This window comes from Stenotrophomonas sp. TWI1409, assembly GCF_039673015.1.
Taxonomy (GTDB): Bacteria; Pseudomonadota; Gammaproteobacteria; order Xanthomonadales; family Xanthomonadaceae; genus Stenotrophomonas; species Stenotrophomonas maltophilia_A.
In genome coordinates this window covers 20,559-45,680 of record NZ_JBDJKU010000012.1, presented here as the reverse complement: position 1 = coordinate 45,680, position 25,122 = coordinate 20,559, and the positions used below count along the sequence as shown (strand labels likewise).

The window sequence follows — 25,122 nt, the reverse complement described above, 5'->3', positions numbered from 1 at the left end:
GCAAAAAGTGAGCGCGTGGGCGTTCGGCGGGCAAAACGCTCCCGGGCCACGGCCATGAGGGCCGTAGTCGGAATGGGCGGGGGGAGGAGCGGTGTTACGTAGGGGTCATGGGGCGACGATGCTGGCGGAGTCGCCCTCCTGGCCGATCAGCACGGCGTTGGCCCAGTTGGCACAGACCTGGGCGGGTTGGCTGCCCTGCGCACCCAGCGTGCGCAGGCTCAGGGTGGAAAGGCCACGGATGTCCAGCTCCGGCTTGACCACGCCGGGCGCCTTGACCAGGCCGCTGTCGTACAGCAGGCGGTTGTCACCCCAGACCTGGAACTGCAGGCCACCGGCAGTGCGGCAGGCGTCGTCGATGCCGAGGTCGGCGCGCAGCAGGTGCCAGCCTCCCTGCAGACGCAGGTCGATGCGGCTGTTGGCGCCGACGCCCAGGCCACGACGGAACTGCAGGCCGTTCATGCGCATGCCGGCGTCGCCACGGAACGACTGGTCGGTGCGCACCTGGCTGGCCAGCGCGGCCGGCACCGGCAGCTCGGAGAGATAGCGCTGCCGGGCCGGTCGCTCCGGTTCCTGGTGTTCAAGAATGTGGAAGGTGGACAAGGCGATCGGGCCGACATCGCGCGGCTGCAATGCATCGAAGGCGCGGGCGGTGCCCTGTGCGGCGGTCACCATCGGGTCGGTGCTGCTGGCGCCGTCGCCTTCGGGGTTCTGCACGCTCAGCACGCGGAAACGCAGCAGGCGACCCGCGTGGGCCGGGAAGTCGATGCGCTGCACGCCTTCCTTCAGCTGCAGGCGGCCGCGGGCGATCGGCTCGCCCCACTCGCCATTGCTGTCGCCGAGGTGGACCTCGTAGTCGCGTACCTGGCCGTGCTTCCAGTTCTTGTCGTTGCGCGGCGCGATGTCGATGCCGTCGATCATCCTGCGCTCGCCGAAGCCGATCACCCACTCGTGCGCACCGGTGCGCACGGCCTGGTTGCGCACGCTGCGGAACCAGGTGCCCGGATCATCATCGAAGGCATTTTCCAGCGCATGGCCGGGTTCTTCGGCCGGGCGGTTGACCACCAGCAGGCTGTCGGCCGGCAGTTCGCGGCCCAGCACCGGCGCGGCCGGATAGGCATCGTCGGCGGCCGCGGCAGCCACCGCGAAGTCCAGCTGCAACTGCAGCGGCTGGCGGATGTCCTGGGCGGCGGTGCGCACATGCACCGTGCCACGACGCTCCTTGGCATCGAAGTACCAGCCTTCACTGGCGTTGTTGAACGCAGCGGCATCGGCCAGCGCCGGCAGCGCGCGACCACCGGCCTGCACCGCGCGCGGCGCCTGGCGGCTGAGCACGCGCAGGCCATAACGACGCTGCGCCAGCTGGCCGTTGTACTGGCCCTGCACGGCATCAATCTGCACCTGCACCGGGCCGCTGCCCTGCGCCGGCGCCTGCACGCGGATCTGCTGCGTGCTCGATTCGCCCTGCTGGTAGCGGCGGGTGTTGCCGTCGTCTTCGTACAGCGTGTACTGCGACTCGCCCTGCGGGTACAGGTCGAACGTCACTTCATCGAGAGGCTTCTCGCCATCGAACAGCATCGACGGGTACATCGGCAGGATCGCACCGGCACGCACGAACACCGGCAGCGTGGCCAGGTCCACCTGGCGGTCGAGCTGGCGGCCATCGGCGGCGGCCTGCACGCGGCGGCCATCCCAGTAGTCGATCCAGCCGCCGGCAGGCAGGTGGATGTCGCGGCGCCAGCCACGGCTTGCGGCCTGGCTGCGATACACCGGCGCCACCAGCAGGTCGCGGCCGAGCAGGAACTGGTACTTGTAGGTTTCATCCTGCGCATGCGGATCGCGCGGGTTGTCCCACATCAGGCCACGCACCGGCGGTGCGCCAGTCTGCGCAGCCTCGTGCACCAGCCCGTACATGTACGGGGTCAGGCGCATCTTCAACTTCAGGTAGTCGCGGTTGATGCTGCGGTTGGGCTCGTCGTACCACCACGGGTGCTTGCGCGCGTTCGACGACCAGCCGCTCATGCCCATCAGCACCGGGGTGAAGGCCTTCCACTGCAGGTCGCGGGTGAAGGTCTCGGCGCTGCCGCCGAAGATCGCATCGACGTCGCCGCTGGCGTAGGCCATGCCGGACAGGCCCGAACCGACCAGGGTCGGTACGTGCCAGCGGATGTAGTCCCAGCTGCTGCTCTGGTCGCCGGTCCATGCCACCGCATAGCGCTGGATGCCGGCCCAGCCCATCACCGTCCACAGGAACGGGCGCGAATCGGAATTGTCGAGGATGCCATTGAATGCCTGGCGGTTGGCGTCCATTGCGAACTGGTAGCCCTTGCCGGTCCAGGCCACGTCCAGCTTCTGCACGCGGCTGCCGGCCTTGCCCACTTCCCAGGCGATCTTGTCGACGCCGTTCTCCGTCCACAGACCGGTGCGGAAACCGTACTTGGCCAAGCCCTTCACCGTTTCCGGCAACTGCTTGTAACCGCAGCCGTAACCATCATTGGGCAGGATCCAGCCACCGGGCATGTCGTGGGCGCGGTACTGCTTGGCCACGCTGTCGATCACATCCGGGGTGGTGCCGGTCGGGCCGTCGCTCCAGCCTTCGGGCACGGTGCCGGGCTTCTTGCTGTTGTCGCCGTCGTTGTAGCAATCGGCATCGCCGTAGGACAGCGCCCAGCGCGCCACCATGTTCGGGCGGCCGGTCAGCTGGGTGTAGCGCTCGATCAGTTTCGGCAGGTCGGCGCCGACGAAGTAGTACGCATCGAAGCGGTCTTCGCGGTGCAGCAGCGTGGCCTGGTCGGCCTCGCGCAGATCGTAGCTGCCATCACTCCAGGTATTGCGCAGCATGCCCCAGCCACGGCTGCTCAGCAGCATCGGCGCCGGGCTGGGGCGGTCGCCCTCTTCCCAGCCGCCGGAGTAGGACACTTCCAGCTCGCGGCCCTTGAACTGGTAACGGCCGTTCTGCTGGCCGCCACCGTAATAGCCTTCATCGGCCTGCGAGGACAACACCTGCACGCTCTGCGTGGCATCCAGGTCCAGCGGCTGCAGCTCCTGCCAAAGGGCGGTGGGTTGGCCGTTGTCCAAGCGCTCCAGACGCAGGCGCAGCGGCTGCCGTTGTACATGCAGCACCAGTGCATCGGTGCGCACGCGGATTTCCTGCACGTCTTCTTCCAGCTGCGCCCGCACGTTCGCCTTGGGCTGCGGCAGTACGATCGGTGCGGCCTTGTCACCTGCACCGGTGAGCTTGCCGTTGCGGCCGGCCTGCACGCGGATGATGTCGGTGGCCGGCAGCTCGATGCGGATGCGCGCGCCCTTGTCGGTCTGCAGGTCCCAGCCCTGCACGCCGTCGCGGCTGTCGCTGGCGCTGACCGAACGCAGGTTGCCGACGGGCTCGGCCCGGGCCGGCATGGACGCCAGCATCAATGCCGGCAACAGGGCCAGCATCAGCGGCGAGCGACGAACGCAGATTTCCACGCGGACTCCCAACCCGTTCACCGGGCGTTTCGAAAGCGATTGGGCCGACTCTAGGGCAGCGATTCGAAAGATGTCAACAAATTGAAAGTAAAAAGGAAGATATATTCCATTGAAACGAAAGTTGTTGCGCCGCAATACTTTGTGTAAGCGCTTGCAGGCGCCTGTTAAGCATTGTGCGATACGGCATCCGGCCGGTTCTTTCGTTTTCCCAAGCACTCCCGGGCGGGAAAAGTCACCACGCCATTTTCTTTCTTTTTACTTTCGCTATTTGACATTTCGAAAGAAAACACAGATGGTGCGCTGGCCCAACTGGAACCTCCGAATGGACGTCACCCTGCTTTCCGATGTGTCCGCCTGGCAGCGCCTTGGCGGAGCCGATACCGCTACCGAAATCGCCCAGCAGCCTGCGCTGTGGGAAGCCCTCGCACAGGATCTGTCGCGTGCCCGCGACCGCCTGCAGGCCTTCCTCGGCGACAGCCTCAACGATCCCAACCAGCGCGTGCTGTTCACCGGCGCCGGCAGCTCCGGCTTCATCGCCGAAATGGTGGCCGATGCCATCAACGCGCAATGGCAGGCCGATGTGCGCGTGGTGCACACCACCAGCCTGCTGACCCACCCGGCGCTGTACCTGCAGCGCGACCGCCCGACCCTGCTGGTCTCGTTCGGCCGCAGCGGCTCCAGCCCGGAAAGCGTGGCGGCGGTGGACCGCGTGCGCAGCGACGTGGATGACGCGCGCTTCCTCGACATCACCTGCAATGCCGATGGCGAACTGGCCCGTCGTGGCGCCGGCCGTGCCGATACCTGCACCCTGCTGATGCCGTCGGCCAGCTGCGACCGTGCCTTCGCCATGACCAGCAGCCTGACCTGCATGCTGCTGGCCGCACTGACCGTGTTCGATCGTTCGCCGTGGGATGCGCGTGTGGCGCGCCTGAAGCAGATCGCAGCGCTGGCCCGCGAAGGCCATGCGCAGTGGGATGCACCGGTGGCCGCGCTGGCACAGCGCCCGTTCAACCGCATCATCTACCTCGGCAGCGGCCCGCTGGAAGCGCTGGCACGCGAGTGCGCGCTGAAGGTGCTGGAACTGACCGCCGGCCGCGTGCTGGCGCTGGCCAACACCCCGCTGGGCTTCCGCCACGGCCCGAAGTCGACGCTGGACGGCAACACCCTGGTGGTGGTGCTGCGCAGCGTGCAGCCGCTGGCGCGCCGCTACGAACAGGACCTGCTGGAAGAACTGCGCCGCGATGGCGTGGCCGGCCAGGTGCTGGCGATCGGCCCGCATTCGGACATCGGTGCGGACGACGAGTACACCCTCACCGTACCGGCACTGGATGATCCGTGGCTGGCGCCGGTGTGGCTGGGCTTTGCGCAGCTGTTCGCGCTCCAGCGCTCGGCTGCGCTGGGCCTGACTCCGGACAATCCGTTCCCGGACGGCACCGTCAACCGCGTGGTCAAGGGCGTCACCATCCACCATGGCTGAGCTGATCGCCCACGCCTGCTACGGCATCGACATCGGCGGCACCAAGATCGAGCTGGTGGCGTGCGATGCGGCGATGCAGGTCACCTGGCGCCGCCGCGTGGCCACGCCGCAGGGCGACTACGACGGTTTCCTGCAGGCGGTGGTGACCCTGGTCGCCGAGGCCGATGCCGCGCTGGGCCGCAGTGATGCGGCGATCGGCATCGCCCTGCCCGGCGTGCGCGACCGCCGCAGCGGCCGCCAGCTCAGCGCGAACGTGCCGGCGTTGACCGGCCACAGCGTGGCGGCCGACCTGCAGGCGCGCCTGCAGCGGCCGCTGCATTTCGGCAACGACCTGCAGTGTTTTGCCCTGTCGGAAGCACACGGCGGTGCCGCTGACGGCTACCCCAGCATGTTCGGCGCCATCCTCGGCACAGGCGCGGGCGGTGGTTTCTGCCTGCACGGCCGCCTGCTGTCCGGTTTCAACGGGCTGGCCGGCGAATGGGGCCACTGGAGCGTGCCCGGTCATCTGCTGCAGCGCCACGGCCTGCCGCTGATCGACTGCGCCTGCGGCCTGCAGGGCTGCGTGGAGCGTTATGTCTCCGGTAGTGGCGTGGCGATGATCGAGCGTCACCTCGGTGGCAGCGCCGCCGACGCCAGCGCGGTGATCGCCCTGGCCGACGCCGGTGATGCGCGCGCGCGCAAGGCGCTGGACATCCATCGCGACCTGCTCGGCCACAGCCTGGCGGCGCTGGTGCTGGCGCTGGACCCGCACGTGATCGTGCTCGGCGGCGGCCTTTCGCAGTACGCGCCGCTGTACGAGCACCTGCCCGCCGCCATCGCCGCCCATCTGTTCAAGGGTGTGCAGGTGCCACCGATCGTGCCGCCACGCTTCGGCGATGCCGGTGGCGCACGTGGTGCTGCCCTGCTCGCCTGCCAACCCTCGTTTTCCTGATGTCCGGAGCCTGACCATGTCCCCGTTGCAGACCCTGCTTGCCTCCCACCGCGCCGGTGCCAACGTCGGCCTGTACAGCGTCTGCTGCAGCAACGAGCAGGTGCTGCGCGCGGCCATGCACGTGGCGCTGGCACACGGCACCGTGCTGCTGATCGAGGCCACCTCCAACCAGGTCGACCAGTTCGGCGGCTACACCGGCATGACCCCGCCGCAGTACCGCGATTACGTGGGCACGCTGGCCGATGAGGAAGGCTTCCCGCGCGAACGGCTGATCCTGGGCGGTGACCACCTCGGCCCGAATGCCTGGCAGAAGCGCCCGGCCGCCGAAGCGATGACCCACGCGCGCGTGCTGATCGAAGCCTACGTCGCCGCCGGCTTCCACAAGATCCACCTGGACTGCAGCATGTCCTGCGCCGATGACCCGGTGCCGCTGCCCGATGCCATCGTCGCCGCGCGTTCGGCCGAGCTGGCCGAGATCGCCGAACGTACCGCCGCCGAGCACGGCCTGCCGCCGCCGGTCTACGTGATCGGTACCGAAGTGCCGATTCCCGGTGGCGAAGCCTCGCTGGCCGAAGGCCTGCAGGTAACCACGCCGGCCGCCGCCGCACAGACCCTGGCCATCCACCAGCAGGCGTTCGACACGCCGCAGCTGCGCGACGCGTGGCAGCGCGTGATCGCGATGGTGGTGCAGCCGGGCGTGGACTTCGACCACAGCAGCGTGCACGAGTACGACGCGACCGCCGCCAGCACGCTGGCCGGCTTCCTCGAACAGCAGCCGCGCATCGTGTTCGAAGCGCATTCCACCGACTACCAGCGCGAAAGCGGCCTGCATGCACTGGTGCGCGATCACTTCGCCATCCTGAAGGTCGGACCGGCGGCGACTTTCGCCTATCGCGAGGCGCTGTTCGCGCTGGCCGCGATCGAGGCCGAGCTGCTGCCGGCCGCGCAGTGCTCGCGCCTGCCGCAGGTGCTGGACGAGGTGATGCTGGCGCAGCCGAAATACTGGCAGTCCTACTACCAGGGCGATGAGGCGGCGCTGCGCCTGCTGCGCAGTTACTCCTTCAGCGACCGCTGCCGCTACTACTGGGGCGAGCCGGCGCTGGTGCAGGCGGTGCAGACACTGTTCGGCAACCTGGAGCAGCACGTGCCGCCGCTGGTACTGCTCAGCCAGCACCTGCCGGAGCAGTACCGCGCCGTGCGCGAGGGCAGCCTGGCCAACACCCCCACCGCCCTGGTGCAGCACCGTATCGGCCTGTGCCTGGGCGAATACGCCCGCGCCTGCAGCGCCAACCAGGCCGGCCCCCGCACGCAGAATGCGGGCTCGGCTGCCGGCGTTCCTGCGAACGGCTAATCTCTACCTTTTCCCGCGAAACCGAGAATGGCCATGCGCAACACCCGCTCCCGCCGGCAACAGATCCTGCAGCTGCTGATCGAGCATGGCTCGGTGCAGGTGGCCGATCTGGTCGAGCGCTTCGGCGTGTCGGCGGTGACCATCCGTGCCGACCTGACCCACTTCGAGTCGCAGGGCCTGGCCAACCGTACCCATGGCGGCGCCACGCTCGTTCGTACGCCGCCGCAGGAACAGGACATCCACGAGAAAGACGCGCTGAACCTGCCGCTGAAGGAATCGATCGGTGCGCGCGCTGCGCGCCTGGTGCAGCCCGGCGACAACATCATCATCGACTCCGGCTCGACCACGATGACCCTGGCCCGCCACCTGCGCGCGCATCGCGACGTGACGGTGATGACCAACGGCCTGAATATCGCCTGGGAACTGGCCAATGCCGCAGGCATCACCGTACTGCTGACCGGTGGGCTGCTGCGCCAGCAGTCGCTGTCGCTGCAGGGCAGCCAGGCCGAGGCCAGCCTCAATTCGTACAGCTTCGACACCCTGTTCCTGGGTGTGGACGGCCTGGACCTGCAGTTCGGCCTGACCACCCACGACGAGGCCGAAGCCCGCCTCAACCACCGCATGGTCGAGCGTGCGCGCCGCATCGTGGTGCTGACCGACGCCTCCAAGTTCGGCCGCGTCAGCCTGCACCGCATCGCCCTGCTGGATCAGATCCACGCCATCATCACCGACGCCGGCATTGACGACGCAACCCGTGAGGGGCTGCAGCGGCTGGGCATCGAAGTGATCATCGCCGAGCCCGCCGCATGACCGACACCCGCACTCTGCATGGCCGCATCCTCACCCCGCTGGGTTGGCGGCGCGGCCACGTCCACTTCGATTCGCAGGTGCGCCAGCTGCAGGTGGATGACCACAGCGGTGCTGACGACCTGCAGCTGCCGGTGATCCTGCCCGGCTTCATCGACCTGCATGTGCATGGCGCGGCCGGCGTGGACCTGATGCAGGGCGGCGACGTGGCACGCACCATCGCCCGCACCCATCTGCGCTTCGGTACCACCACGCTGCTGGCGACCACCATGACCGCCGGGCTGGACGAGATCGAGCACGCGCTGCAGGGCGTGGCCGCCACCATGGCGGCACCCGATGCAGACGCCGCCAGCATCGTCGGTGTGCATCTGGAAGGACCGTTCATCAGCCCGCAGCGTCTGGGTGCGCAGCCCAACCGCACGATCGAGGCGACGCTGGCACTGGTGCAGCAGCTGCATGCGCTGGCTCCGATCCGGGTGATGACGCTGGCCCCGGAAATCGGTGAGCACACCGCGCTGATTCCCGCGCTCTCGGCGATGGGCATCCGCGTGCAGCTAGGTCACAGCGCCGGTACCTACGAGGAAGGCGTGGCCGCGCTGCAGGCCGGTGCCTCCGGCTTCACCCACCTGTTCAACGGCATGACCGGCGTCGATCACTATCGCCCGGGCATTGCAGCGGCGGCGTTGGCACATGCGCAGTACGCCGAGATCATTCCCGACCTGCAGCACATCCACCCCGGCGTGATCCGCCTGGCCGCGCGCGCGATCCCGCGCCTGTACGCGGTGACCGACGCCACCGCCGCCACCGGCATGCCCGATGGCGAGTACGCGCTGGGCGAACAGCGCGTGCACAAGTGCGGCGGCTGCGTGCGCCTGGCGACCGGTTCGCTGGCAGGTAGTGCACTGACCATGGACCAGGCGCTGCGCAACCTGGTGCAAGTGGGCCTGGAGCTGGCCGATGCCTCGCAACGTGTTTCCACCTTCCCGGCGGACTACCTGGGCCTGGACGATCGCGGCCGCATCGCGCCCGACGCCCGCGCCGACCTGGTGGTGCTGGACGCCGAACTGCGCCTGCAGCAGGTGGTGGTTGGTGGGCGGGTAGTCGATTTGAACGCCGCAAACGCCTGATATCTGCGTTTTTGTAGAGCCGAAGGCAATGGCAGGAGCCATTGCCAACGTCGCTTGCGACGGCCCGGAGGGTGCCGATCAGGACGATCGGCATAGCCATGCTCGGCTCACCGCGCGAAGCGCGGCATGGAGAACCTCAATATCGGAACGGAAAGCAGCCGAGCATGGCTCGGCTCTACATGAAGCGCGCAAGCGCAATGCCTCAGCCACGCACCATCCCCGTTATTCCAGGAATACGCCGATGACCGCAGCCGCCGCACCTGCCGTACCCGCTTCCACCGCTCCGCGCTGGCCCGTACGCTACCTGCTCTTCATCGGCGGCCTCGGTGGCCTGCTGTATGGCATCGACATCGGCATCATCGCCGGCGCCCTGCCCTATCTTGAAGCGACTGCCAGCCACGCGTGGCAACTCAGCAGCCAGCAGCTCGGTTTTGTTGTGGCTGCGGTGCTGCTGGGCAGTGTGTTGTCCTCGCTGTTCGCCGGCATGATTGCCGACCTGATCGGCCGCCGCGGTGCGATGCTGCTGGCCGGGCTGCTGTTCACCGCCTCAATCCCGATCATGGCACTGGCCTCGGGCTACACGCCCCTGCTGCTCGGCCGGCTGCTGCAGGGCATCAGTGGCGGCCTGATCGGCGTGGTGATTCCGCTGTACCTGGCCGAAGTGCTCAGCCCCGAGCGACGCGGGCGCGGCGCGGCCATGTTCCAGCTGCTGCTGACCGTTGGCCTGGTGCTGGCTGCCCTGATCGGCCTCTACCACGCGCACGCCGTGGATGCCGCCGCCGAAGCCGTGCGCTCACTGCCGGTCGCGCAGCAGGCGCAGGAGCTGTTTGCGGTGAAGGACCACGCCTGGCGCACCATCTTCTGGACCTGCCTGGCGCCGGGCCTGCTGTTCTGCGCCGGCATCTTCTGGTTGTCCGAATCGCCGCGCTGGCTGGTGCGTCGCGGCCGCATCGATGATGCGCGCCGCAGCCTGCAGCGCGTGCTGCCCGCTTCGGAGGTGGAGCCGACGCTTGCACAGATCCAGGCACCGGAATCGAGCAGCGGCAGCGGCAAGCGCGACCCGCTGCTCAGCCGCCGCTACGTGGTGCCGTTCCTGCTCGCCTGCGTAGTGCTGGCCTGCACCCAGGCCACCGGCATCAACTCGGTGCTGGCCTACGCGGTGAACATTCTCAACCAGGCGGGCCTGTCCGGCTCGGTGGCCAATGGTGCCGATGTGGCGATCAAGCTGCTCAATGCGGTGATGACCGTGGTCGCGCTGCTGCTGGTCGACCGCAAGGGCCGCAAGTTCCTGCTGATGCTCGGCAGTGGCGGCATCTGCGTGGCCCTGCTGGCCGCCGCCACCCTCTTCTTCCAGGCCGAACGCGGTCGCACCGACGTGCAGCCGCAGCTGCAGGCGGCGGTCAGCGGCGATGGCCTGCAGCTGGTACTGGATGATGCGCAGTGGCAGCGCTTGGGCGCTGGCATCGACAGCGAAGGCCGGCCGCTGCAGCTGACCGTGTCGTATGCCTACGGCGACTTCACCAATGTGCGCGCCCTGCGCAGCGACAACCTGACCGACCGCGAGCTGCGCATCGAGCGTGCCGGCACCGTGCAGCCGGACAGCGTGATCGGCGCGTTCTTCCGCAAACTTCACCTGAACCCGTTCGCCGATCCGGCCAAGGCCGCGCAGGCACCGCTGCGCATCGAGCAGGCACGCATCGGCCCGGTGCCGCCACCGGCACACGGCTGGGCAGTGGCCGCCTGCATCCTGGTGTTCGTCGCGTTCTTCGCGGTCGGCCCCGGCGTATGCGTGTGGCTGGCGCTGTCGGAGCTGATGCCGAACCGCATCCGCTCCAATGGCATGAGCATCGCGCTGCTGATCAACCAATTCGTGTCGACCACCATCGCCGCGATCTTCCTGCCCACCGTGGGCCACTACGGCTACGCCAGCATGTTCGTGTTCTGGGCGGCGTGCACCTTCGTGTTCTTCCTGGTAGCCGCGTTCTGGCTGCCCGAGACCAAGGGCAAGTCGCTGGAAGAAATCGAAGCACGGTTCGCCCGGTAGCGGTCGACCTGGGTCGACCTCCGCGCGCAGCGCGGGTTCATGGCGCGCCCGTCATTCGCCAGTGATGTGCTTCGCCAGCTCCCGCGCTTCGGCAACGCTGGACAACCCGCTCAGCATCATTGATTCGCCGAACGGCCCCTGCACCGTCGCCACCATCAGCACGCGGCCATCCACGCTGAGCGCCGCGCGCTGGCCCACCAGGGCCGCGGTGCCATCGTGGATGCGTTGATGTGCCTCCGGCCGATAGCGGATCTGCAGGCCCGGCTGCTTGCCTTCATCCAGCACATAGCGCACATCGGCAATATCCGCGCTGCCGGCAATCGGCGGCTCGCGCAGCGCCAGGGTCTCGCCCTGCCACTGCACGGGCGTGCCCTTGCCGGTTGCATCGACCGCGCTCAGGCGCACATCCACGCCGGGGCGTGGTGCATGATTCTTGCCTGCCAACGCACCGGGCATGGCGCCCGGCATGCATCCGGCCAAGCTCAATACCATGCCCAGCAATAGGGGAAGCGCAGCCCTCACTTCAGCTTCCGCAGCTTGAACGCCACCAGCACCTGCAACAGCCCGTACAGCAGGCTGCCGATGCCGATCCACAGCGTGGTCACCGCCACGCCCGCATACGGGTTGGCCGCGAACAGGACGCCCAGCACCACCGCCAGCACGCCACTGAGGATCAGCAGCCACTCGCCCTGGATCTGCTTGCGCACGCGGATCGCGAACACGATGCGATAGATGCCGGCCACCAGCAGCCACGCTGCCAGAAACAGCACCAGCACGCTGGCGGTGGCCAGCGGATTGATCACCGCCAGGATGCCGAAACCCAGCGAGGCGATGGCATACAGCGCCAGCCAGCCACGCGAGGCACCGCTGCCGCCGCTGACCAGTGCGAACAGGCTGATGACACCTTCAACGATGGCCATCACACCCAGCGTCCATGCCAATGCCATGGCTGCAGACAGCGGCCAGCCGATGGCGACGATGCCAAAGCCCAGCGCAACCAGCCCATACAGCAGGAGGATCCACCAGCTGCGCCCAACCGCCGACAACAAGGGAGACAAGGGGGAATTCATGGCCACTCCTTCGATCCGGAACCGGGCTCATCCTAGCCCCTGGTGATGAAGAGGGCGATCACGGCGCCCGCGCGCAGACCCATACCCGCACCTCGTCCGCTCCCACCCACCGCAGCGTCTCCGCAACCTCCATCACCGTGCTGCCGGTGGTCATCACATCGTCCACCACGGTCAGTCGCGGCGGCACCGGACCACGTACATCGAACGCATCGAACAGGTTTTCCCTGCGCTGTTCGGCCGTACGCTCAGACTGCGGCGCGGTATGCCGCCGCCGGTACAGCCCCTGCCAGACCGGCATCGGCAGCAGGCGGCACAGTTCGGCGGCCTGGTTGTAGCCGCGCTGGCGCAATCGACGATTGTGCAGCGGCACCGGCACAAGCGGCGGACGCCACCACGGCGGCGGTGCGCGCTGCATCAACTGCGCCAGCAGGCGCCCGGCCGCCAGATCCTGATGGAACTTGTAGCGCACCAGCAGCTGGTCCACCGGCGGCAGGTACAGCAGGCTGGCATGCGTGGCGGCCTGCGGTGGCGCTTCCTCGCGGCAGCTGCCGCAGACGATCAGGGCGTTGTCGGGCAGCGGCAGTGCGCAGCGCAGGCAGGCGCGGCCCGACCACGGAAGTTCCGCATAGCACGCGGCGCACAGATCCAGCCCATCGTGGCCGGGGTCGTTGCAGACCAGGCAACGCAATGGCAGCAGAACGCGGAGCAGCGCGTGAGGGACAGTGCTTGCCGCGTGCAGGAAGTCGATGCGCATGCGCCAGCCTTCCATCGCTGCGTCAGCTTCACCATCAGCGGACCGCGTGCTGCGGTGTCAGCGCTATCTGTTACCGCGCCGCCCTTCAGGGCGCGCGTTCGCGATCCCCGGCATCCGACGGCGCCACGGCGGGCATCATCAACACCTCCGCCAGACCACGATAGATCGGCACGCGGCACACCAACCCGGACACGCCGCGCGCGATCAGGACCGTGGCCAGGATCGGCAGCAGCAGATCACCACTGTCGGTCAGCTCCAGCGAGACCACCGCCGAGGTCAGTGGCGCCTGGGTGACGCCGGTCAGATAGGCGCACATGCCCAACAGCACGAACGCACGCGGGTCCACGCCCGGCATCAGGACCGCCAGGTTGTGGCCCAGTCCGGCACCGACCGCCAGCGCCGGCGAGAACAGGCCGCCGGGGATGCCCGCCACGTAGGACGCCAGATTCGCCAGCAGCTTCATCAGACCGAATTCATGGCCCACCATCGCCTGCCCCTGCACCAGGCTGCGCGCCTGCTCGTAGCCGGTGCCGAACGCGCCTTCGCCGAACGTCAACGCCAGCGTCACCACCACCAGGCCGCAGCCTGCAGCCAGCAGGACGGGATGCCGCTGGCGCAGCTGGCCCAGCCAGCGCGGGCGGCCCGCCGCACTGGCCAGCACCGCACGCGCGAACAGGCCTCCCAGCAAGCCCGCCACCACGCCGCACAGCAGGATCGCCAGCCAGCCCTGGCCCAGCGGCAGCCGCGCGCTTACATGGCCGAAGTAGGTGTAATTGCCCAGCAGTCCGAGCGATACCACGCCGCCGACGATCACCGCGGTCAGCAAGGTGCCTGAGAAACGATGTTCGAAGCGGCCGCTGAGCTCTTCGATGGCGAAGACGATACCCGCCAGCGGTGTGTTGAACGCCGCCGCAATGCCGGCCGCACCACCGGCCAGCAGGAAGTGCGAGAGCTCGCGCGGGTCCTTGAAGCCGAACCAGCGGCCGAACAGGTACATCAGGCTGGCGCCCACATGCACCGTCGGGCCCTCGCGCCCGACCGACGCGCCGCCCAGCAGCGACAACGAGGTCAGCAGCAGCTTGCCCGCCGAGACCGCAGGCGAAAGATTGACCTTCCGGAACGGCTCATCGGGCTTGTCCAACGCAGCGATGACCTGCGGAATACCGCTGCCCCGCGTGGGTTTCAGCACACCGGAAGTGAGCCAGGCCAGCAGCGCGAAGATGCCCGGCGTAAGCAGCAGGGCCCACCACGGCGAGTGCGAGGTGATGTACTGGAACAGATGGAAGGCCGCGTCACTGGCCTTGGCGAACAGGATGGCCACCAGCGCCACGGCCACAGCGCCGCCCCAGAGCGCGGCACGGCGACGCCAGGCCTCGCTGAGAACCAGCGCAGTGATGCGGCCGCGGAGGTGATGGAGATCGGTCATGGGGCAGAGTCTGCGCGCCAGCGCTTTGGTTGGGCAGCGGCCACTGTGGCTGAAGGCCTTGCAGGATGCGGTGAAATGCACTGGTACTGCCGGAAACGCACCCGAAACCCGGACAGATGCAACGATCTGCCACGCCCGATGTTCAGATCGCCAAACGATGGAGAACGTGGGTCAGCGCAAGCTGGGAACAACCCCGGTCCGGCAGTACACCATCCTCGCCGGGCGCCCCCACCTCGAACCCTTCCTCGACGTCCTCGTAGTACAGCAACCCGTCAGGTAGATGTGCGACCACCCACACCGACTCGATGGTACGCAGCCTGTGCAGTGGCATTGCGCGCAATGGCACACGCAGAGACTCGAAGATGGCTCGATGCCCCGGTGAGCAGTCCTGCAATTGCCGCGCGATCAGGGCTTCCAGTTCTTCGCGGGTGATGGGCAACCAGCTGTCGAGAGGGTCCATTGCAACGCGCCCGATTGAATATGCACGCCTGAGTGTATCTCCAGGGCCCCGCGCACCGCCTCTTTCCGGATCAGCTTCAACGCGTGTCCCAGCAGCACGTGCCGGCCTGTTGTTGCGTCACCGGCTAGTCGGTGAAGCGGGCCACCACCGCACCGTAAACAATTTTCAATACATTGCAGTTGACAGCCTGAACGCCCCCACCCACACTGCCGCCCTCGCTCCACTCGTACCCAAGGTCCCGCCATGGCTGCCGCCATCCGCCACGACTGGCAACACGACGAACTGCAGGCGCTATTCGATCTGCCGTTCCCCGAGCTGCTGTTCCGCGCCGCAGCGGTCCATCGCGAGCACTTCGACCCGTCGCAGGTGCAGGTTTCCACGCTGCTGTCGGTGAAGACCGGCGGCTGCCCGGAAGACTGCGCGTACTGCCCGCAGGCGCAGCGCTACAGCACCGGGGTGAACGCGCAGAAGCTGATGGAGACCGACGCGGTGCTGGCCAAGGCACGCCAGGCCAAGGCCGCCGGTGCCTCGCGCTTCTGCATGGGTGCCGCGTGGCGATCGCCGAAGGACCGCGACATTCCGAAGGTGGCGGCGATGATCGCCGGGGTGAAGGCACTGGGCCTGGAGACCTGCGCCACGCTGGGCATGCTCAGCGGCGAGCAGGCGCGTGCGCTGAAGGATGCGGGCCTGGACTACTACAACCACAACCTCGACACCGCGCCGGACTACTACGATTCGATCATCCACACGCGCCAGTACCAGGACCGTCTGGATACGCTGGAGCACGTGCGCGATGCCGGCTTGAAGACCTGCTGCGGTGGCATCGTCGGCATGGGCGAGACGCGCGCGCAGCGCGTCGGCCTGCTGCTGGCGCTGGCCTCGCTGCCGGCACATCCCGATTCGGTGCCGATCAACAAGCTGGTACAGGTGGCGGGCACGCCCCTGCATGGCAGTGCCGAACTGGACCCGTTCGAGTTCGTGCGCATGATGGCGGTGGCACGCATCGCCATGCCGCGCTCGATGGTGCGGCTGTCGGCCGGGCGCGAAGCCATGAGCGACGAACTGCAGGCGCTGTGTTTCCTTGCCGGTGCCAATTCGATCTTCTACGGCGACAAGCTGCTGACCACCGGCAACCCGGAGAGCGAGCGCGACCTGGCGCTGTTCGCGCGGCTGGGACTGCAGCCGATGTCGGTGCAGGTGGATGCCGAGGGCCACGACCACGGCGGCACCGTGCACGCCGATATCAGTGCCGATACGCCCGGCTGTGGCTGCGCTCACGCGGCCTGAGACGGGCCGCAAGCAGGCGCCGCGGCAACGCGCTACCCTAGCCGCCCCGTCGACGCATTCAGCCACCATGGCCCGCCCCGACCTGACCGCCCGCCTCCACGCCCAGCGCGCCCTGCGCGATGCCCAAGGCCGTCGCCGCCCGCGACGCACGGTCAGCCGTCGTGATGGCGTGCGCCTGGAAGTGGACGGCCAGTGGCTGACCGGCTTCTGCAGCAATGATTACCTGGGCCTGGCCCAGCAGTTCAGCGTGGTCAATGCGCTGCAGGATGCTGCCGCGCGCGAAGGTGCTGGCGCTGGTGCCTCGCACCTGGTCTGCGGCCACCACGCCCTGCACGAGGCACTTGAACGCGAAGTGGCCGAGTGGCTGGGCTATCCGCGTGCGCTGCTGTTCGGCAGTGGCTTCGCAGCCAACCTGGCGGTGCAGCAGGCATTGCTGAGCGAAGAGAACGATGTCTGCGTGCAGGACAAGCTCAACCACGCCAGCCTGCTCGATGCGACGCGGTTGGCCGGTGCACGCCTGCGCCGCTATCCGCATCTGGATGCAGAAGGCGCGATGCGTCAGCTCAAGCACGCGCCCGATGGCGCGGCGATGCTGGCCACCGATGGTGTCTTCAGCATGGATGGCGACATCGCACCGCTGCGTGCATTGTCGCTTGTGGCACGCCTGCAGCAGGCGCTGTTCTACGTCGATGACGCGCACGGCGTGGGCGTGGTCGGTGATGGCCGTGGTGCCGTGGCCGCCGCCGGGCTGGGCGTGGACGACGTACCGCTGCAACTGGTCACGCTGGGCAAGGCACTGGGCGGTTCCGGTGCACTGGTACTGGGCCGTGACGACCTGATCGAGCATCTGGCCGAAACCGCGCGCCCGTACATCTACACCACCGCCGTGCCACCGGCGATGGCCGCTGCGGCGCTTGAAGCAGTGCGCCTGGCGCGCCGCGACCACTGGCGCCGCACCAAACTGACCGACCTGATCGCGCTGTTCCGCAGTGAAGCACGTCGCCACGGCCTGGACCTGATGGCTTCGGAAACGCCGATCCAGCCGCTGCTATGTGGTGATGATCATACCGCCGTGGCGATGTCCACGACGCTGGAACAGGCCGGCTGGCTGGTCGGCGCAATCCGCCCACCGACGGTGCCGGAAGGCAAGGCACGCTTGCGCGTCACCCTGTCCGCACTGCATACGCCGGAACAGGTGCGCGGCCTGGTGGAGGCCATCGCCAGCGCGCGCGACCGCGTGACCCTGGCCGTGCGTGAAGCCGCGCCACCGCCGCTGCCCGCTTTTGCCTGAGTTCCGTGTCGTTGCCCATGCATATTGAAGTGACCGGCCGTGGGCCGGACCTGGTTCTGATCCACGGCTGGGCCCTGCAGGGCGGTGTGTTCGCACCACTGGTGCAGCGCCTGGCGGACCAGTTCACCCTGCACCTGGTAGACCTGCCCGGCCATGGCCACAGCCGCGAGGACACCACGCCGCTGCGCCTGCCGTTCGTGGTCAATGCCATTGCTGCGGCCACGCCGCCGGCGGTGTGGTGCGGCTGGTCGCTGGGCGGCCTGTTCGCGCTGCATGCTGCCGCGACGCTGCCGAAGGTGCGCGGGCTGGCGATGATCGCGGCCACGCCGCGCTTCGTGCGTGGCGAAGACTGGCCGCACGCGGTGGAACCGGCGGTGTTCGAACAGTTCGGGCGCGAGCTGGCCAGCGACTTCGGTGGCACCCTGGAGCGCTTCCTGGCGCTGGATGTGATGGGCTCGGCACACGCCCGCGAGGAGCTGCGCACGCTGCGCCAGCGCCTGGTCGAGCGCGGTGCACCCACCGAACGCGCCCTGCTGGAGGGCCTGCGCCTGCTGGAAAGCACCGATCTGCGCGGCGCGCTGCCGACGCTGGGCAGGCCCAGCCTGTGGATCGCCGGCCAACGCGACCGGCTGGTATCTCCGGCGGCGATGCAGGCCGCCGCGGCACTGACCCCGGGCGGGCAGGCGCTGACCATCGCCCACGGCGGCCATGCGCCCTTCCTCGGCCATGCCGACGAGGTTGCCGCCGCCCTGCAACACTTCGTTGCCGGCCTGTCACCGGCCGATGGCGGACAATGAGCGCCTTCCGAATTCCGCAGGACTGACACATGGATCTGGGTATCAATGGCCGCTGGGCACTGGTCTGCGGCGCAAGCAAGGGGTTGGGCCTGGGCTGCGCGCGTGCGCTGGTGCGCGAGGGCGTCAACGTGGTGATCGTGGCCCGCGGTGAAGCCGCCCTGCAGGCCGCCGCTGAAGAGCTGCGCGCGCTGGCCGGTGCCGCCGAGGTGCGCGCGGTCGCCGCCGACGTCACCACCGAAGCCGGCCGCGTCGCGGCGCTGGCCGCATGCCCGCAGGTGGACATCCTGGTCAACAACGCCGGTGGCCCGCCGCCCGGTGATTTCCGCACCTTCGAGCGCGACGACTGGATTGCCGCGCTGGACGCCAACATGCTGGCGCCGATCGCGCTGATCCGCGCCACCGTCGACGCGATGATCGAGCGCGGCTTCGGCCGTATCGTCAACATCACCTCGTCGGCGGTGAAAGCCCCGATCGATATCCTGGCGCTGTCCAACGGCGCGCGCAGTGGCCTGACCGGTTTCGTCGCCGGCCTGTCGCGCCGCACCGTGGCCCACAACGTCACCATCAACAACCTGCTGCCCGGCCAGTTCGACACCGACCGCCTGCGCGCCAACTTCGCCCACAGTGCCGGCAAGGACGGGGATGCTGGCGAAGTGGCCGAACGCCGCCGCCAGCAGATCCCCGCCGGCCGCTTCGGCACGCCGGATGAATTCGGCGCCGCCTGCGCCTTCCTGTGCAGTGCACAGGCCGGTTACCTCACCGGGCAGAACCTGCTGATCGACGGCGGCGCCTACCCCGGTACGTTCTAAGAGACTTTCGCAATGCCGTCCCACTTCGATGCCCGCCACGTCCGCCGCGCGTTCGCCCGTGCCGCCAACAGCTACGACGCCGCCGCTGCCCTGCAGCGCGAAGTGCAGTCGCGGCTGATCGAATCGCTGGACTACCTGGAGGCACGCAAGCCCGAGGTGGTGCTGGACATTGGTGCCGGCACCGGCCATGCCAGCGCGTTGATGAAGAAGCGCTGGCCGAAGGCGCAGGTGATCGCGCTGGACGTGGCGCTGCCGATGCTGGACCAGGCCAAGCGCCAGGCCGGCTGGTGGAAGCCGTTCCAGCGCCTGTGCGGTGACGCCGCCGCGCTGCCGCTGGCCGACAACAGCGTGGACGTGATCTTCAGCAACCTGTGCCTGCAGTGGGTGGACGACCTGCCGGCGGTGTTTGCCGGGTTCCGTCGCGTACTCAAGCCGGGCGGCCTGCTGGTGTGTTCCACCTTCGGCCCGGAAACCCTGATCGAACTCAACGAGGCATTCGCCGCCGCCGATGACCGCCCGCACGTGAGCCGCTTCGCGCAGATCGCCCAGTTCGGCGATGCGCTGATGATGGCCGGCTTCCGCGACCCGGTGCTGGACCGCGACCTGTTCACCCTGACCTACGACGACCTGCCGTCACTGATGCGCGAACTGCGTGCGATGGGGGCGACCAATGCCCGCGTCGACCGCCGCCATACGCTGACCGGGCGTGGCCGCTTCGCTGCTGCTGCGGCCGCCTACGAGCCGATGCGCCGCGCCGACGGCAAGCTGCCGAGCAGCTGGGAAGTGATCTATGCCCACGCCTGGGCACCGGACCCGGGCGCACCGATCCGCGAAGGCGGGCATGACGTGGCATCGGTGCCGGTGTCGGCAATTCCGATCCGGCGCAAGCAGACCTGATCGTCCGGTAGTGCCGGCCGCTGGCGGGCAACTTCAAGATTCCATGCTGGGCAACTGCCGGCCAGCGGCCGGGCCAACCGCAAGCCACACCGTACGCGAATAGCTCGGGTAGGTGCCAACCTTGGTTGGGACACCCCATCAGATCGCGGTGCCGCCAGCAGTGTGCCGACCAAGGTCGGCACCTACCAAAGGCGGGTATGGGCCGGCACGTGAACCGGGTAGCGCCGGGCCATGCCCGGCGAGCGCAGCGGCACCCTCAGGTATTGGCCGGCGAACTCAGCGGCGGGCGCACCAGGTCGCGGTGGAAGAAATAGATTTCCTGCACCAGGAAGCGCCAGCTGGTGTGGAAGCTGCGGAAGCGCGTGCTGGGCGTGGACGAGGCCAGCGCATCGATGCCCAGCGCCCTGCTCAGGCGCAGCGCGCGCGCCATGTGCAGCGGATCGCTGACGATGATCACCCGGTGCAGGTCGCGCTGGTCCATCAGCCGCTTGGCTTCAACCAGGTTCTGCACGGTATTGCGCGAGGCGGTTTCGATCAGGATCGCATCGTCCGGCACGCCATGTTTCAGCGCATAACGCCGCGCCACCTGCGATTCGGAAAAACGCGCACCGGTGCCACCGTAGCCGCCGGTGAAGATCAGCAGCGGCGCGTACTGGGCCTCGTACAGGTCCAGCCCATGCCGGATACGCTCTTCGAACACCGGTGACGGCTTGGCGTCATAGGCGGCCGCACCCAGCACGATGATGGCGTCGGCCTTGGCGGCCTGGTCACGCTCGCCGACCCAGACGATCCAGGCAGTCACGCCCAGCAGCCAGATCACCAGCAGGACAAACAGCCGCCACAGCCAGCCCAGCAGGCCGGTGCGAGGCCGCTGCCGGTCGCGGCTCAAGGCGACCCCCAGCGCAGCGCTGGCAGGTCGACGTTGCCGCCGGACAGCACCAGGCCCACGCGCAGTCCGGAGAAACGTTGCGGCTGCGCCAGCACCGCAGCCAGCACGGTGGCCGAGGACGGCTCAACCACCTGCTTGAGCACCTCCCACAGCAGGCGCATCGCGGCCATCGTCGCCGCGTCATCGACCACGATCACCTCGGCACTGGCCGCGCGCAGCAGTTCGAAATTGGGCGCGCCGATCAGAGTACGCAGGCCATCGCAGATCGTGTCCGGGGTGAACGCGTCCTGGCGCTCGCCAGCGGCCAGCGAGCGCGCGGTATCGTCGGCACCGGCCGGCTCGGCCAGCACCAGACGGGTCTGCGGGCTGGCGTGCTGCAGCGCCAGCGCAGTGCCGCTGGCGAGGCCGCCGCCGCCCACCGGCACCACCAGCACGTCGAACGGGCCGTCGCTGTGCAGCAGTTCCAGGGCGGCGGTGCCCTGTCCGGCCATCACCGCCGGATTCGTATAGGGATGAACCAGGGTCGCACCGGTGTCGGCCTGCACTTTGGCGCAGGTGGCCTCACGGTCGGCAATGGTCGGCGGGCAGTGCCAGAGCGTGGCGCCATGCCGGGCAATATTGGCCAGCTTGGCCGCCACCGCGCCTTCCGGCACCACCACATGGCAGGGAATGCCACGGGTGCGCGCGGCCAGCGCCAGGGCGGCGCCGTGATTGCCAGAGGAGTGGGTGACCACGCCGGCACTGGCGGAATCAGCCTCCAGCGACCACACCGCGTTGCAGGCACCGCGGAACTTGAACGCACCACCACGCTGCAGGTGCTCGGCCTTGAAGGCCAGCTGTGCCCCGGCCAGCGCATCGAGCGTGTGCGAGCGCAGCACCGGGGTCACGCTGGCATGCGGGGCGATCCTCGCGGCAGCAAGCAGGACGTCGTCGGCGCGGGGCAACAGTGAATCGCTCATGACGCAAGATTAACGTATGCCCCCGCGCTGGCGACCGGGACACAGGTCATGCCAGCATGCAGCCCTACGCCTCCATTCATCCTGGCCGGCGGAATTAAGGGCCGATTCAACGCTTGCGCCCGAAGCTGACTGCACACCCGTCCTCTGGGGGGACCCACCATGAAAATGCGCCTGATGCTTGCCGGTGGCCTGTTGCTGGCCCTGACCGGCTGCACCACCTACGACTATGTCGGCGGCGGCCGCAGCGGCAGCTACTACCACGGTGCGCCGTCGGTGGAATACCGCTACCCGGCCGGCTATCCCTACAACTACGGCCCCTACTACGGTGGCTATGGCGGCTACTACGGCGGCTACGGCAACCCGTATTACTCGCGCCCGATCTACCGTCCGCCGCACAACCACCGCCCGCCGCCGCGTCCGGGCAATGGCGGCGAGCACCGTCCGCCGCCGCCGTCGCGTCCGTCGTACAACGGGGGTTCGCCGTGGCGGAACATGGACTCCATGCGCCGCCCGCCGCAATCGAACGCCCAGCCGTCGGCGCCCCCGCCGCAGGCCCGTCCGGCACCGGCACCGAGTGCGCCGAGGATGAACGGTTCCCCCTGGCGCAACATGGATCGTGCGACGCAGCGCACAGTTGAGCGCTGAACCGTCTTGCATTTCACACGGTCTAAGCCGCAATCTACGCGGACAGTGACGGCCCGCGTCACAAAGTGACAAAAACGACACGGGCCGCCGCAAAAAGCTCTACGTCGATATCCGACAGGAACATCTGGATCCCCCCTGTTCCGGCCCTGTCGGATGTCGGCACCTCTGAAGACAGACGGCCCCGCAATGCGGGGCCGTTTGTTTTGTTGGGTCGCCAACCGCCGAGGGCCCCAGCGTCAGTAGCTCCACGCCATGCGTGGATGGCGCCTTCCCGACAGCCGCAAAAAAACAGGGCCGGACAGTCCCCCGACTGCCGGCCCTCTGCTCCCCCACCGTGCGCCTGTACCGGCCCCTGTTCCAATTCCGGTCACGGGCGCCTACGGCGCCAGCCACGATGGGTGCTATTGGGTTATCTGCAAAAATCCTGCCAACTTTAGGGCTGATTTCGACGCCGGCCGGCCGGCACCGACGTCCCGGCCCCGAATGGCGCTAAAATCGCCACCCCGGCGCCGCCCCCGGTCCGCGCCCGCCCCCAGCTGAACAGCCCCCATGAACCCGTCCTTCCATCGTTACGACGTCATCGTCATCGGCGGTGGCCACGCCGGCACCGAAGCCGCGCTGGCCGCGGCCCGCACCGGCGTGCGCACCCTGCTGCTGACCCACAACATCGAAACGGTGGGTGCGATGAGCTGCAACCCGGCCATCGGCGGCATCGGCAAGGGCCACCTGGTCAAGGAGATCGACGCGCTGGGCGGTGCGATGGCGCATGCCGCCGACCGCGCCGGCATCCAGTGGCGCACGCTCAATGCCTCCAAGGGCCCGGCCGTGCGCGCCACCCGCTGCCAGGCCGACCGCAACCTGTACCGCATGGCGATCCGCGCCATCGTCGAAGGCCAGGCCAACCTGACCGTGTTCCAGGCCGCCGTGGACGACCTGGTCATCGAAGGCGACGCCGTGCGCGGGGTCATCACCCAGACCGGGCTGCGCTTCGATGCCGAGGCCGTGGTGCTGACCGCCGGCACCTTCCTGGCCGGCAAGATCCATGTCGGCCCGACCCAGTACGCCGCCGGCCGCATGGGCGACCCGCCGGCCACCACGCTGGCCGCGCGCCTGCGCGAGCGCCCGTTCCAGGTGGATCGCCTGAAAACCGGCACGCCGCCGCGCATCGATGGCCGCTCGCTGGACTACAGCGTGATGGACGAACAGCCCGGTGATTCGCCGCGCCCGGTGATGTCCTTCCTCGGCTCGGTGGACGAGCATCCGCAGCAGGTCAGCTGCTGGATCACCCACACCACCGAACAGACCCACCAGATCATCCGCGACGCGCTGCACCGTTCGCCGCTGTACAGCGGCCAGATCGAAGGCATCGGCCCGCGCTACTGCCCGTCCATCGAGGACAAGGTGGTGCGCTTCGCCGAGAAGGCCAGCCACCAGATCTTCGTCGAACCCGAAGGCCTGGGCATCGTCGAGATCTATCCCAACGGCATCTCCACCTCGCTGCCGTTCGACGTGCAGCTGGAGATGGTGCGCAGCATCCGTGGCTTCGAGAACGCACACATCACCCGCCCCGGCTACGCGATCGAGTACGACTTCTTCGACCCGCGCGGGCTGAAGGCCTCGCTGGAAACCAAGCTGGTCAACGGCCTGTTCTTCGCCGGCCAGATCAACGGCACCACCGGCTACGAAGAGGCCGCCGCGCAGGGCCTGCTGGCCGGCCTCAACGCCGCACGCCAGGTGCGCGGGCTGGACGGCTGGTGCCCGCGTCGCGACGAGGCCTACCTGGGCGTGCTGGTGGATGACCTGATCACCCACGGCACCAACGAGCCGTACCGCATGTTCACCAGCCGCGCCGAGTACCGCCTGCAGCTGCGCGAGGACAATGCCGACCAGCGCCTGACCCCGACCGGCCGCGAAATGGGCCTGGTGGATGATCGCCGCTGGAGCGCGTTCGAGACCAAGCAGGCCGCCGTCGCCGCCGAGCGCGCGCGCCTGGGCGCACTGTGGGCAACCCCAGCCAACGCGCTGGGCCGCGAAGTGCAGGACACGCTGGGCGTGGCGGTCAGCCGCGAAACCAACGTGCTGGACCTGATCAAGCGCCCCGAGCTGGATTACGCCAAGCTGATGCAGGTGCCCTCGCTGGGCCCGGCAGTGGCCGATGGCAAGGTCGCCGAGCAGGTGGAGATCGGCGTGAAGTACGCCGGCTACCTGGACCGCCAGCGCGAGGAGATCGAGCGCCAGCAGCGGCATGAAGCCACGCCGATCGCTGAAGCCTTCGACTACACGACGGTGCGCGGGCTGTCGACCGAAGCGCTGCAGAAGCTGGAGCGCGTACGCCCGCAGACCATCGGCCAGGCACAGCGCATTCCGGGCATGACCCCGGCAGCGATTTCGCTGCTGCTGGTGCACCTGGAGCGCGCACGCCGGGGACGCGTGGCATAACACGAGCGCGATAGATGCCATCCACGCATGGCGTGGATCCACTGCAATGCTGCGCGCGATCCGCTGTTCCGCATACAGCATCGGCTACAGCTACGAACTGTAGCGGGTAGTGCCGGCCGCGGGCCGGCAACCGCAGAACTCCAGACATGACCTTGAGGTTGCCGGCCAGCGGCCGGCACTACCCTGCGGTGCGCGCG

The 25,122-nt window shown here is 68.4% G+C and carries 21 protein-coding genes; 13 read left to right on the top strand and 8 right to left on the bottom strand.

The features are described 5' to 3' along the window. Nucleotides 1-105: 105 nt before the first annotated feature. Nucleotides 106-3,465 (bottom strand): TIM-barrel domain-containing protein, encoded by a 3,360-nt coding sequence (locus tag ABE423_RS06165; RefSeq protein ID WP_346485377.1) that lies wholly within the window; start codon nt 3,463-3,465, stop codon nt 106-108. A gap of 322 nt (nt 3,466-3,787) precedes the next feature. Between ABE423_RS06165 and ABE423_RS06160 the strand changes: the two genes are divergently transcribed. The 6 genes from ABE423_RS06160 (at nt 3,788) to ABE423_RS06135 (ending at nt 11,202) form a co-directional block, all read left to right on the top strand. After that, entirely contained in the window at nt 3,788-4,942 is a 1,155-nt protein-coding gene (locus ABE423_RS06160) for an SIS domain-containing protein (protein WP_346485375.1), read from the top strand. After that, on the top strand, nt 4,935-5,873 hold the full coding sequence (locus ABE423_RS06155; RefSeq protein WP_336685712.1) for an ROK family protein: 939 nt from the start codon (nt 4,935-4,937) through the stop codon (nt 5,871-5,873). Before ABE423_RS06160 ends, ABE423_RS06155 begins: the two co-directional genes overlap by 8 nt. 16 nt (nt 5,874-5,889) lie before the next feature. Beyond that, the gene (locus ABE423_RS06150; RefSeq protein WP_346485373.1) at nt 5,890-7,224 is read left to right on the top strand and encodes a D-tagatose-bisphosphate aldolase, class II, non-catalytic subunit; all 1,335 of its coding nucleotides are present in this window, start codon (nt 5,890-5,892) and stop codon (nt 7,222-7,224) included. Between the two features lie 33 nt (nt 7,225-7,257). Further along, a complete protein-coding gene (locus ABE423_RS06145) occupies nt 7,258-8,034 on the top strand; it encodes a DeoR family transcriptional regulator (RefSeq protein WP_012512390.1) in 777 nt (258 codons plus the stop codon). Continuing rightward, nucleotides 8,031-9,158, top strand: a complete 1,128-nt coding sequence (nagA, locus tag ABE423_RS06140; RefSeq protein ID WP_125895464.1) for an N-acetylglucosamine-6-phosphate deacetylase — start codon at nt 8,031-8,033, stop codon at nt 9,156-9,158. Before ABE423_RS06145 ends, nagA begins: the two co-directional genes overlap by 4 nt. Before the next feature lie 241 nt (nt 9,159-9,399). Then, nucleotides 9,400-11,202 (top strand): MFS transporter, encoded by a 1,803-nt coding sequence (locus ABE423_RS06135; RefSeq protein WP_346485371.1) that lies wholly within the window; start codon nt 9,400-9,402, stop codon nt 11,200-11,202. Between the two features lie 51 nt (nt 11,203-11,253). Here the strand turns inward: ABE423_RS06135 and ABE423_RS06130 are convergent, their stop codons facing one another. The 5 genes from ABE423_RS06130 to ABE423_RS06110 form a co-directional block, all read right to left on the bottom strand. Beyond that, a complete protein-coding gene (locus tag ABE423_RS06130) occupies nt 11,254-11,724 on the bottom strand; it encodes a hypothetical protein (protein WP_346485369.1) in 471 nt (156 codons plus the stop codon). After that, nucleotides 11,721-12,272: an HdeD family acid-resistance protein gene (locus ABE423_RS06125; RefSeq protein ID WP_049461697.1), complete on the bottom strand. Its 552-nt coding sequence runs from the start codon at nt 12,270-12,272 to the stop codon at nt 11,721-11,723. The genes ABE423_RS06130 and ABE423_RS06125 overlap by 4 nt, the downstream gene beginning before the upstream one ends. A 58-nt stretch (nt 12,273-12,330) precedes the next feature. Beyond that, entirely contained in the window at nt 12,331-13,026 is a 696-nt protein-coding gene (locus ABE423_RS06120; RefSeq protein WP_346485367.1) for a ComF family protein, read from the bottom strand. A gap of 85 nt (nt 13,027-13,111) precedes the next feature. Beyond that, the gene (locus tag ABE423_RS06115) at nt 13,112-14,452 is read right to left on the bottom strand and encodes a chloride channel protein (protein ID WP_346485365.1); all 1,341 of its coding nucleotides are present in this window, start codon (nt 14,450-14,452) and stop codon (nt 13,112-13,114) included. A 142-nt stretch (nt 14,453-14,594) separates the two neighbouring features. After that, nucleotides 14,595-14,912, bottom strand: coding sequence for a hypothetical protein (locus ABE423_RS06110; RefSeq protein WP_049400858.1), 318 nt, complete (start codon nt 14,910-14,912; stop codon nt 14,595-14,597). 243 nt (nt 14,913-15,155) lie between these two features. On the opposite strand from ABE423_RS06110, the gene bioB reads away from it, so the two are divergent. From bioB to bioC, 5 genes are all read left to right on the top strand, one after another. Then, nucleotides 15,156-16,199 (top strand): biotin synthase BioB, encoded by a 1,044-nt coding sequence (gene bioB / locus ABE423_RS06105; protein ID WP_125895471.1) that lies wholly within the window; start codon nt 15,156-15,158, stop codon nt 16,197-16,199. 67 nt (nt 16,200-16,266) lie between these two features. Beyond that, entirely contained in the window at nt 16,267-17,490 is a 1,224-nt protein-coding gene (gene bioF / locus ABE423_RS06100) for an 8-amino-7-oxononanoate synthase (protein ID WP_125895472.1), read from the top strand. A 17-nt stretch (nt 17,491-17,507) separates the two neighbouring features. Next, the gene (gene bioH, locus ABE423_RS06095; RefSeq protein ID WP_125895473.1) at nt 17,508-18,287 is read left to right on the top strand and encodes a pimeloyl-ACP methyl ester esterase BioH; all 780 of its coding nucleotides are present in this window, start codon (nt 17,508-17,510) and stop codon (nt 18,285-18,287) included. 29 nt (nt 18,288-18,316) lie between these two features. Next, the gene (locus tag ABE423_RS06090) at nt 18,317-19,096 is read left to right on the top strand and encodes an SDR family oxidoreductase (RefSeq protein ID WP_346485363.1); all 780 of its coding nucleotides are present in this window, start codon (nt 18,317-18,319) and stop codon (nt 19,094-19,096) included. Between the two features lie 12 nt (nt 19,097-19,108). Continuing rightward, on the top strand, nt 19,109-19,993 hold the full coding sequence (gene bioC / locus ABE423_RS06085; RefSeq protein ID WP_049400863.1) for a malonyl-ACP O-methyltransferase BioC: 885 nt from the start codon (nt 19,109-19,111) through the stop codon (nt 19,991-19,993). Nucleotides 19,994-20,249: 256 nt separating this feature from the next. On the opposite strand, the gene ABE423_RS06080 is transcribed toward bioC, so the two are convergent. Further along, entirely contained in the window at nt 20,250-20,894 is a 645-nt protein-coding gene (locus ABE423_RS06080; RefSeq protein WP_346485399.1) for a YdcF family protein, read from the bottom strand. Further along, complete coding sequence (locus ABE423_RS06075) at nt 20,879-21,841, bottom strand: pyridoxal-phosphate dependent enzyme (RefSeq protein WP_125895476.1); 963 nt, start codon at nt 21,839-21,841, stop codon at nt 20,879-20,881. Before ABE423_RS06075 ends, ABE423_RS06080 begins: the two co-directional genes overlap by 16 nt. 159 nt (nt 21,842-22,000) lie before the next feature. On the opposite strand from ABE423_RS06075, the gene ABE423_RS06070 reads away from it, so the two are divergent. Together ABE423_RS06070 and mnmG are read left to right on the top strand one after the other, a co-directional pair. Further along, nucleotides 22,001-22,486 (top strand): hypothetical protein, encoded by a 486-nt coding sequence (locus ABE423_RS06070; protein WP_019337023.1) that lies wholly within the window; start codon nt 22,001-22,003, stop codon nt 22,484-22,486. 549 nt (nt 22,487-23,035) lie between these two features. After that, complete coding sequence (gene mnmG / locus ABE423_RS06065; RefSeq protein WP_346485360.1) at nt 23,036-24,925, top strand: tRNA uridine-5-carboxymethylaminomethyl(34) synthesis enzyme MnmG; 1,890 nt, start codon at nt 23,036-23,038, stop codon at nt 24,923-24,925. Nucleotides 24,926-25,122 lie beyond the last annotated feature (197 nt).

Coding starts and splice junctions, on each gene's coding strand:
- ABE423_RS06160 (WP_346485375.1), top strand. CDS start 3,788: ATGGACGTCACCCTGCTTTCCGATGTGTCCGCCTGGCAGCGCCTTGGC.
- ABE423_RS06155 (WP_336685712.1), top strand. CDS start 4,935: ATGGCTGAGCTGATCGCCCACGCCTGCTACGGCATCGACATCGGCGGC.
- ABE423_RS06150 (WP_346485373.1), top strand. CDS start 5,890: ATGTCCCCGTTGCAGACCCTGCTTGCCTCCCACCGCGCCGGTGCCAAC.
- ABE423_RS06145 (WP_012512390.1), top strand. CDS start 7,258: ATGCGCAACACCCGCTCCCGCCGGCAACAGATCCTGCAGCTGCTGATC.
- nagA (WP_125895464.1), top strand. CDS start 8,031: ATGACCGACACCCGCACTCTGCATGGCCGCATCCTCACCCCGCTGGGT.
- ABE423_RS06135 (WP_346485371.1), top strand. CDS start 9,400: ATGACCGCAGCCGCCGCACCTGCCGTACCCGCTTCCACCGCTCCGCGC.
- ABE423_RS06125 (WP_049461697.1), bottom strand. CDS start 12,272: ATGAATTCCCCCTTGTCTCCCTTGTTGTCGGCGGTTGGGCGCAGCTGG.
- ABE423_RS06120 (WP_346485367.1), bottom strand. CDS start 13,026: ATGCGCATCGACTTCCTGCACGCGGCAAGCACTGTCCCTCACGCGCTG.
- ABE423_RS06115 (WP_346485365.1), bottom strand. CDS start 14,452: ATGACCGATCTCCATCACCTCCGCGGCCGCATCACTGCGCTGGTTCTC.
- ABE423_RS06110 (WP_049400858.1), bottom strand. CDS start 14,912: ATGGACCCTCTCGACAGCTGGTTGCCCATCACCCGCGAAGAACTGGAA.
- bioB (WP_125895471.1), top strand. CDS start 15,156: ATGGCTGCCGCCATCCGCCACGACTGGCAACACGACGAACTGCAGGCG.
- bioF (WP_125895472.1), top strand. CDS start 16,267: ATGGCCCGCCCCGACCTGACCGCCCGCCTCCACGCCCAGCGCGCCCTG.
- bioH (WP_125895473.1), top strand. CDS start 17,508: ATGCATATTGAAGTGACCGGCCGTGGGCCGGACCTGGTTCTGATCCAC.
- ABE423_RS06090 (WP_346485363.1), top strand. CDS start 18,317: ATGGATCTGGGTATCAATGGCCGCTGGGCACTGGTCTGCGGCGCAAGC.
- bioC (WP_049400863.1), top strand. CDS start 19,109: ATGCCGTCCCACTTCGATGCCCGCCACGTCCGCCGCGCGTTCGCCCGT.
- ABE423_RS06075 (WP_125895476.1), bottom strand. CDS start 21,841: ATGAGCGATTCACTGTTGCCCCGCGCCGACGACGTCCTGCTTGCTGCC.
- ABE423_RS06070 (WP_019337023.1), top strand. CDS start 22,001: ATGAAAATGCGCCTGATGCTTGCCGGTGGCCTGTTGCTGGCCCTGACC.
- mnmG (WP_346485360.1), top strand. CDS start 23,036: ATGAACCCGTCCTTCCATCGTTACGACGTCATCGTCATCGGCGGTGGC.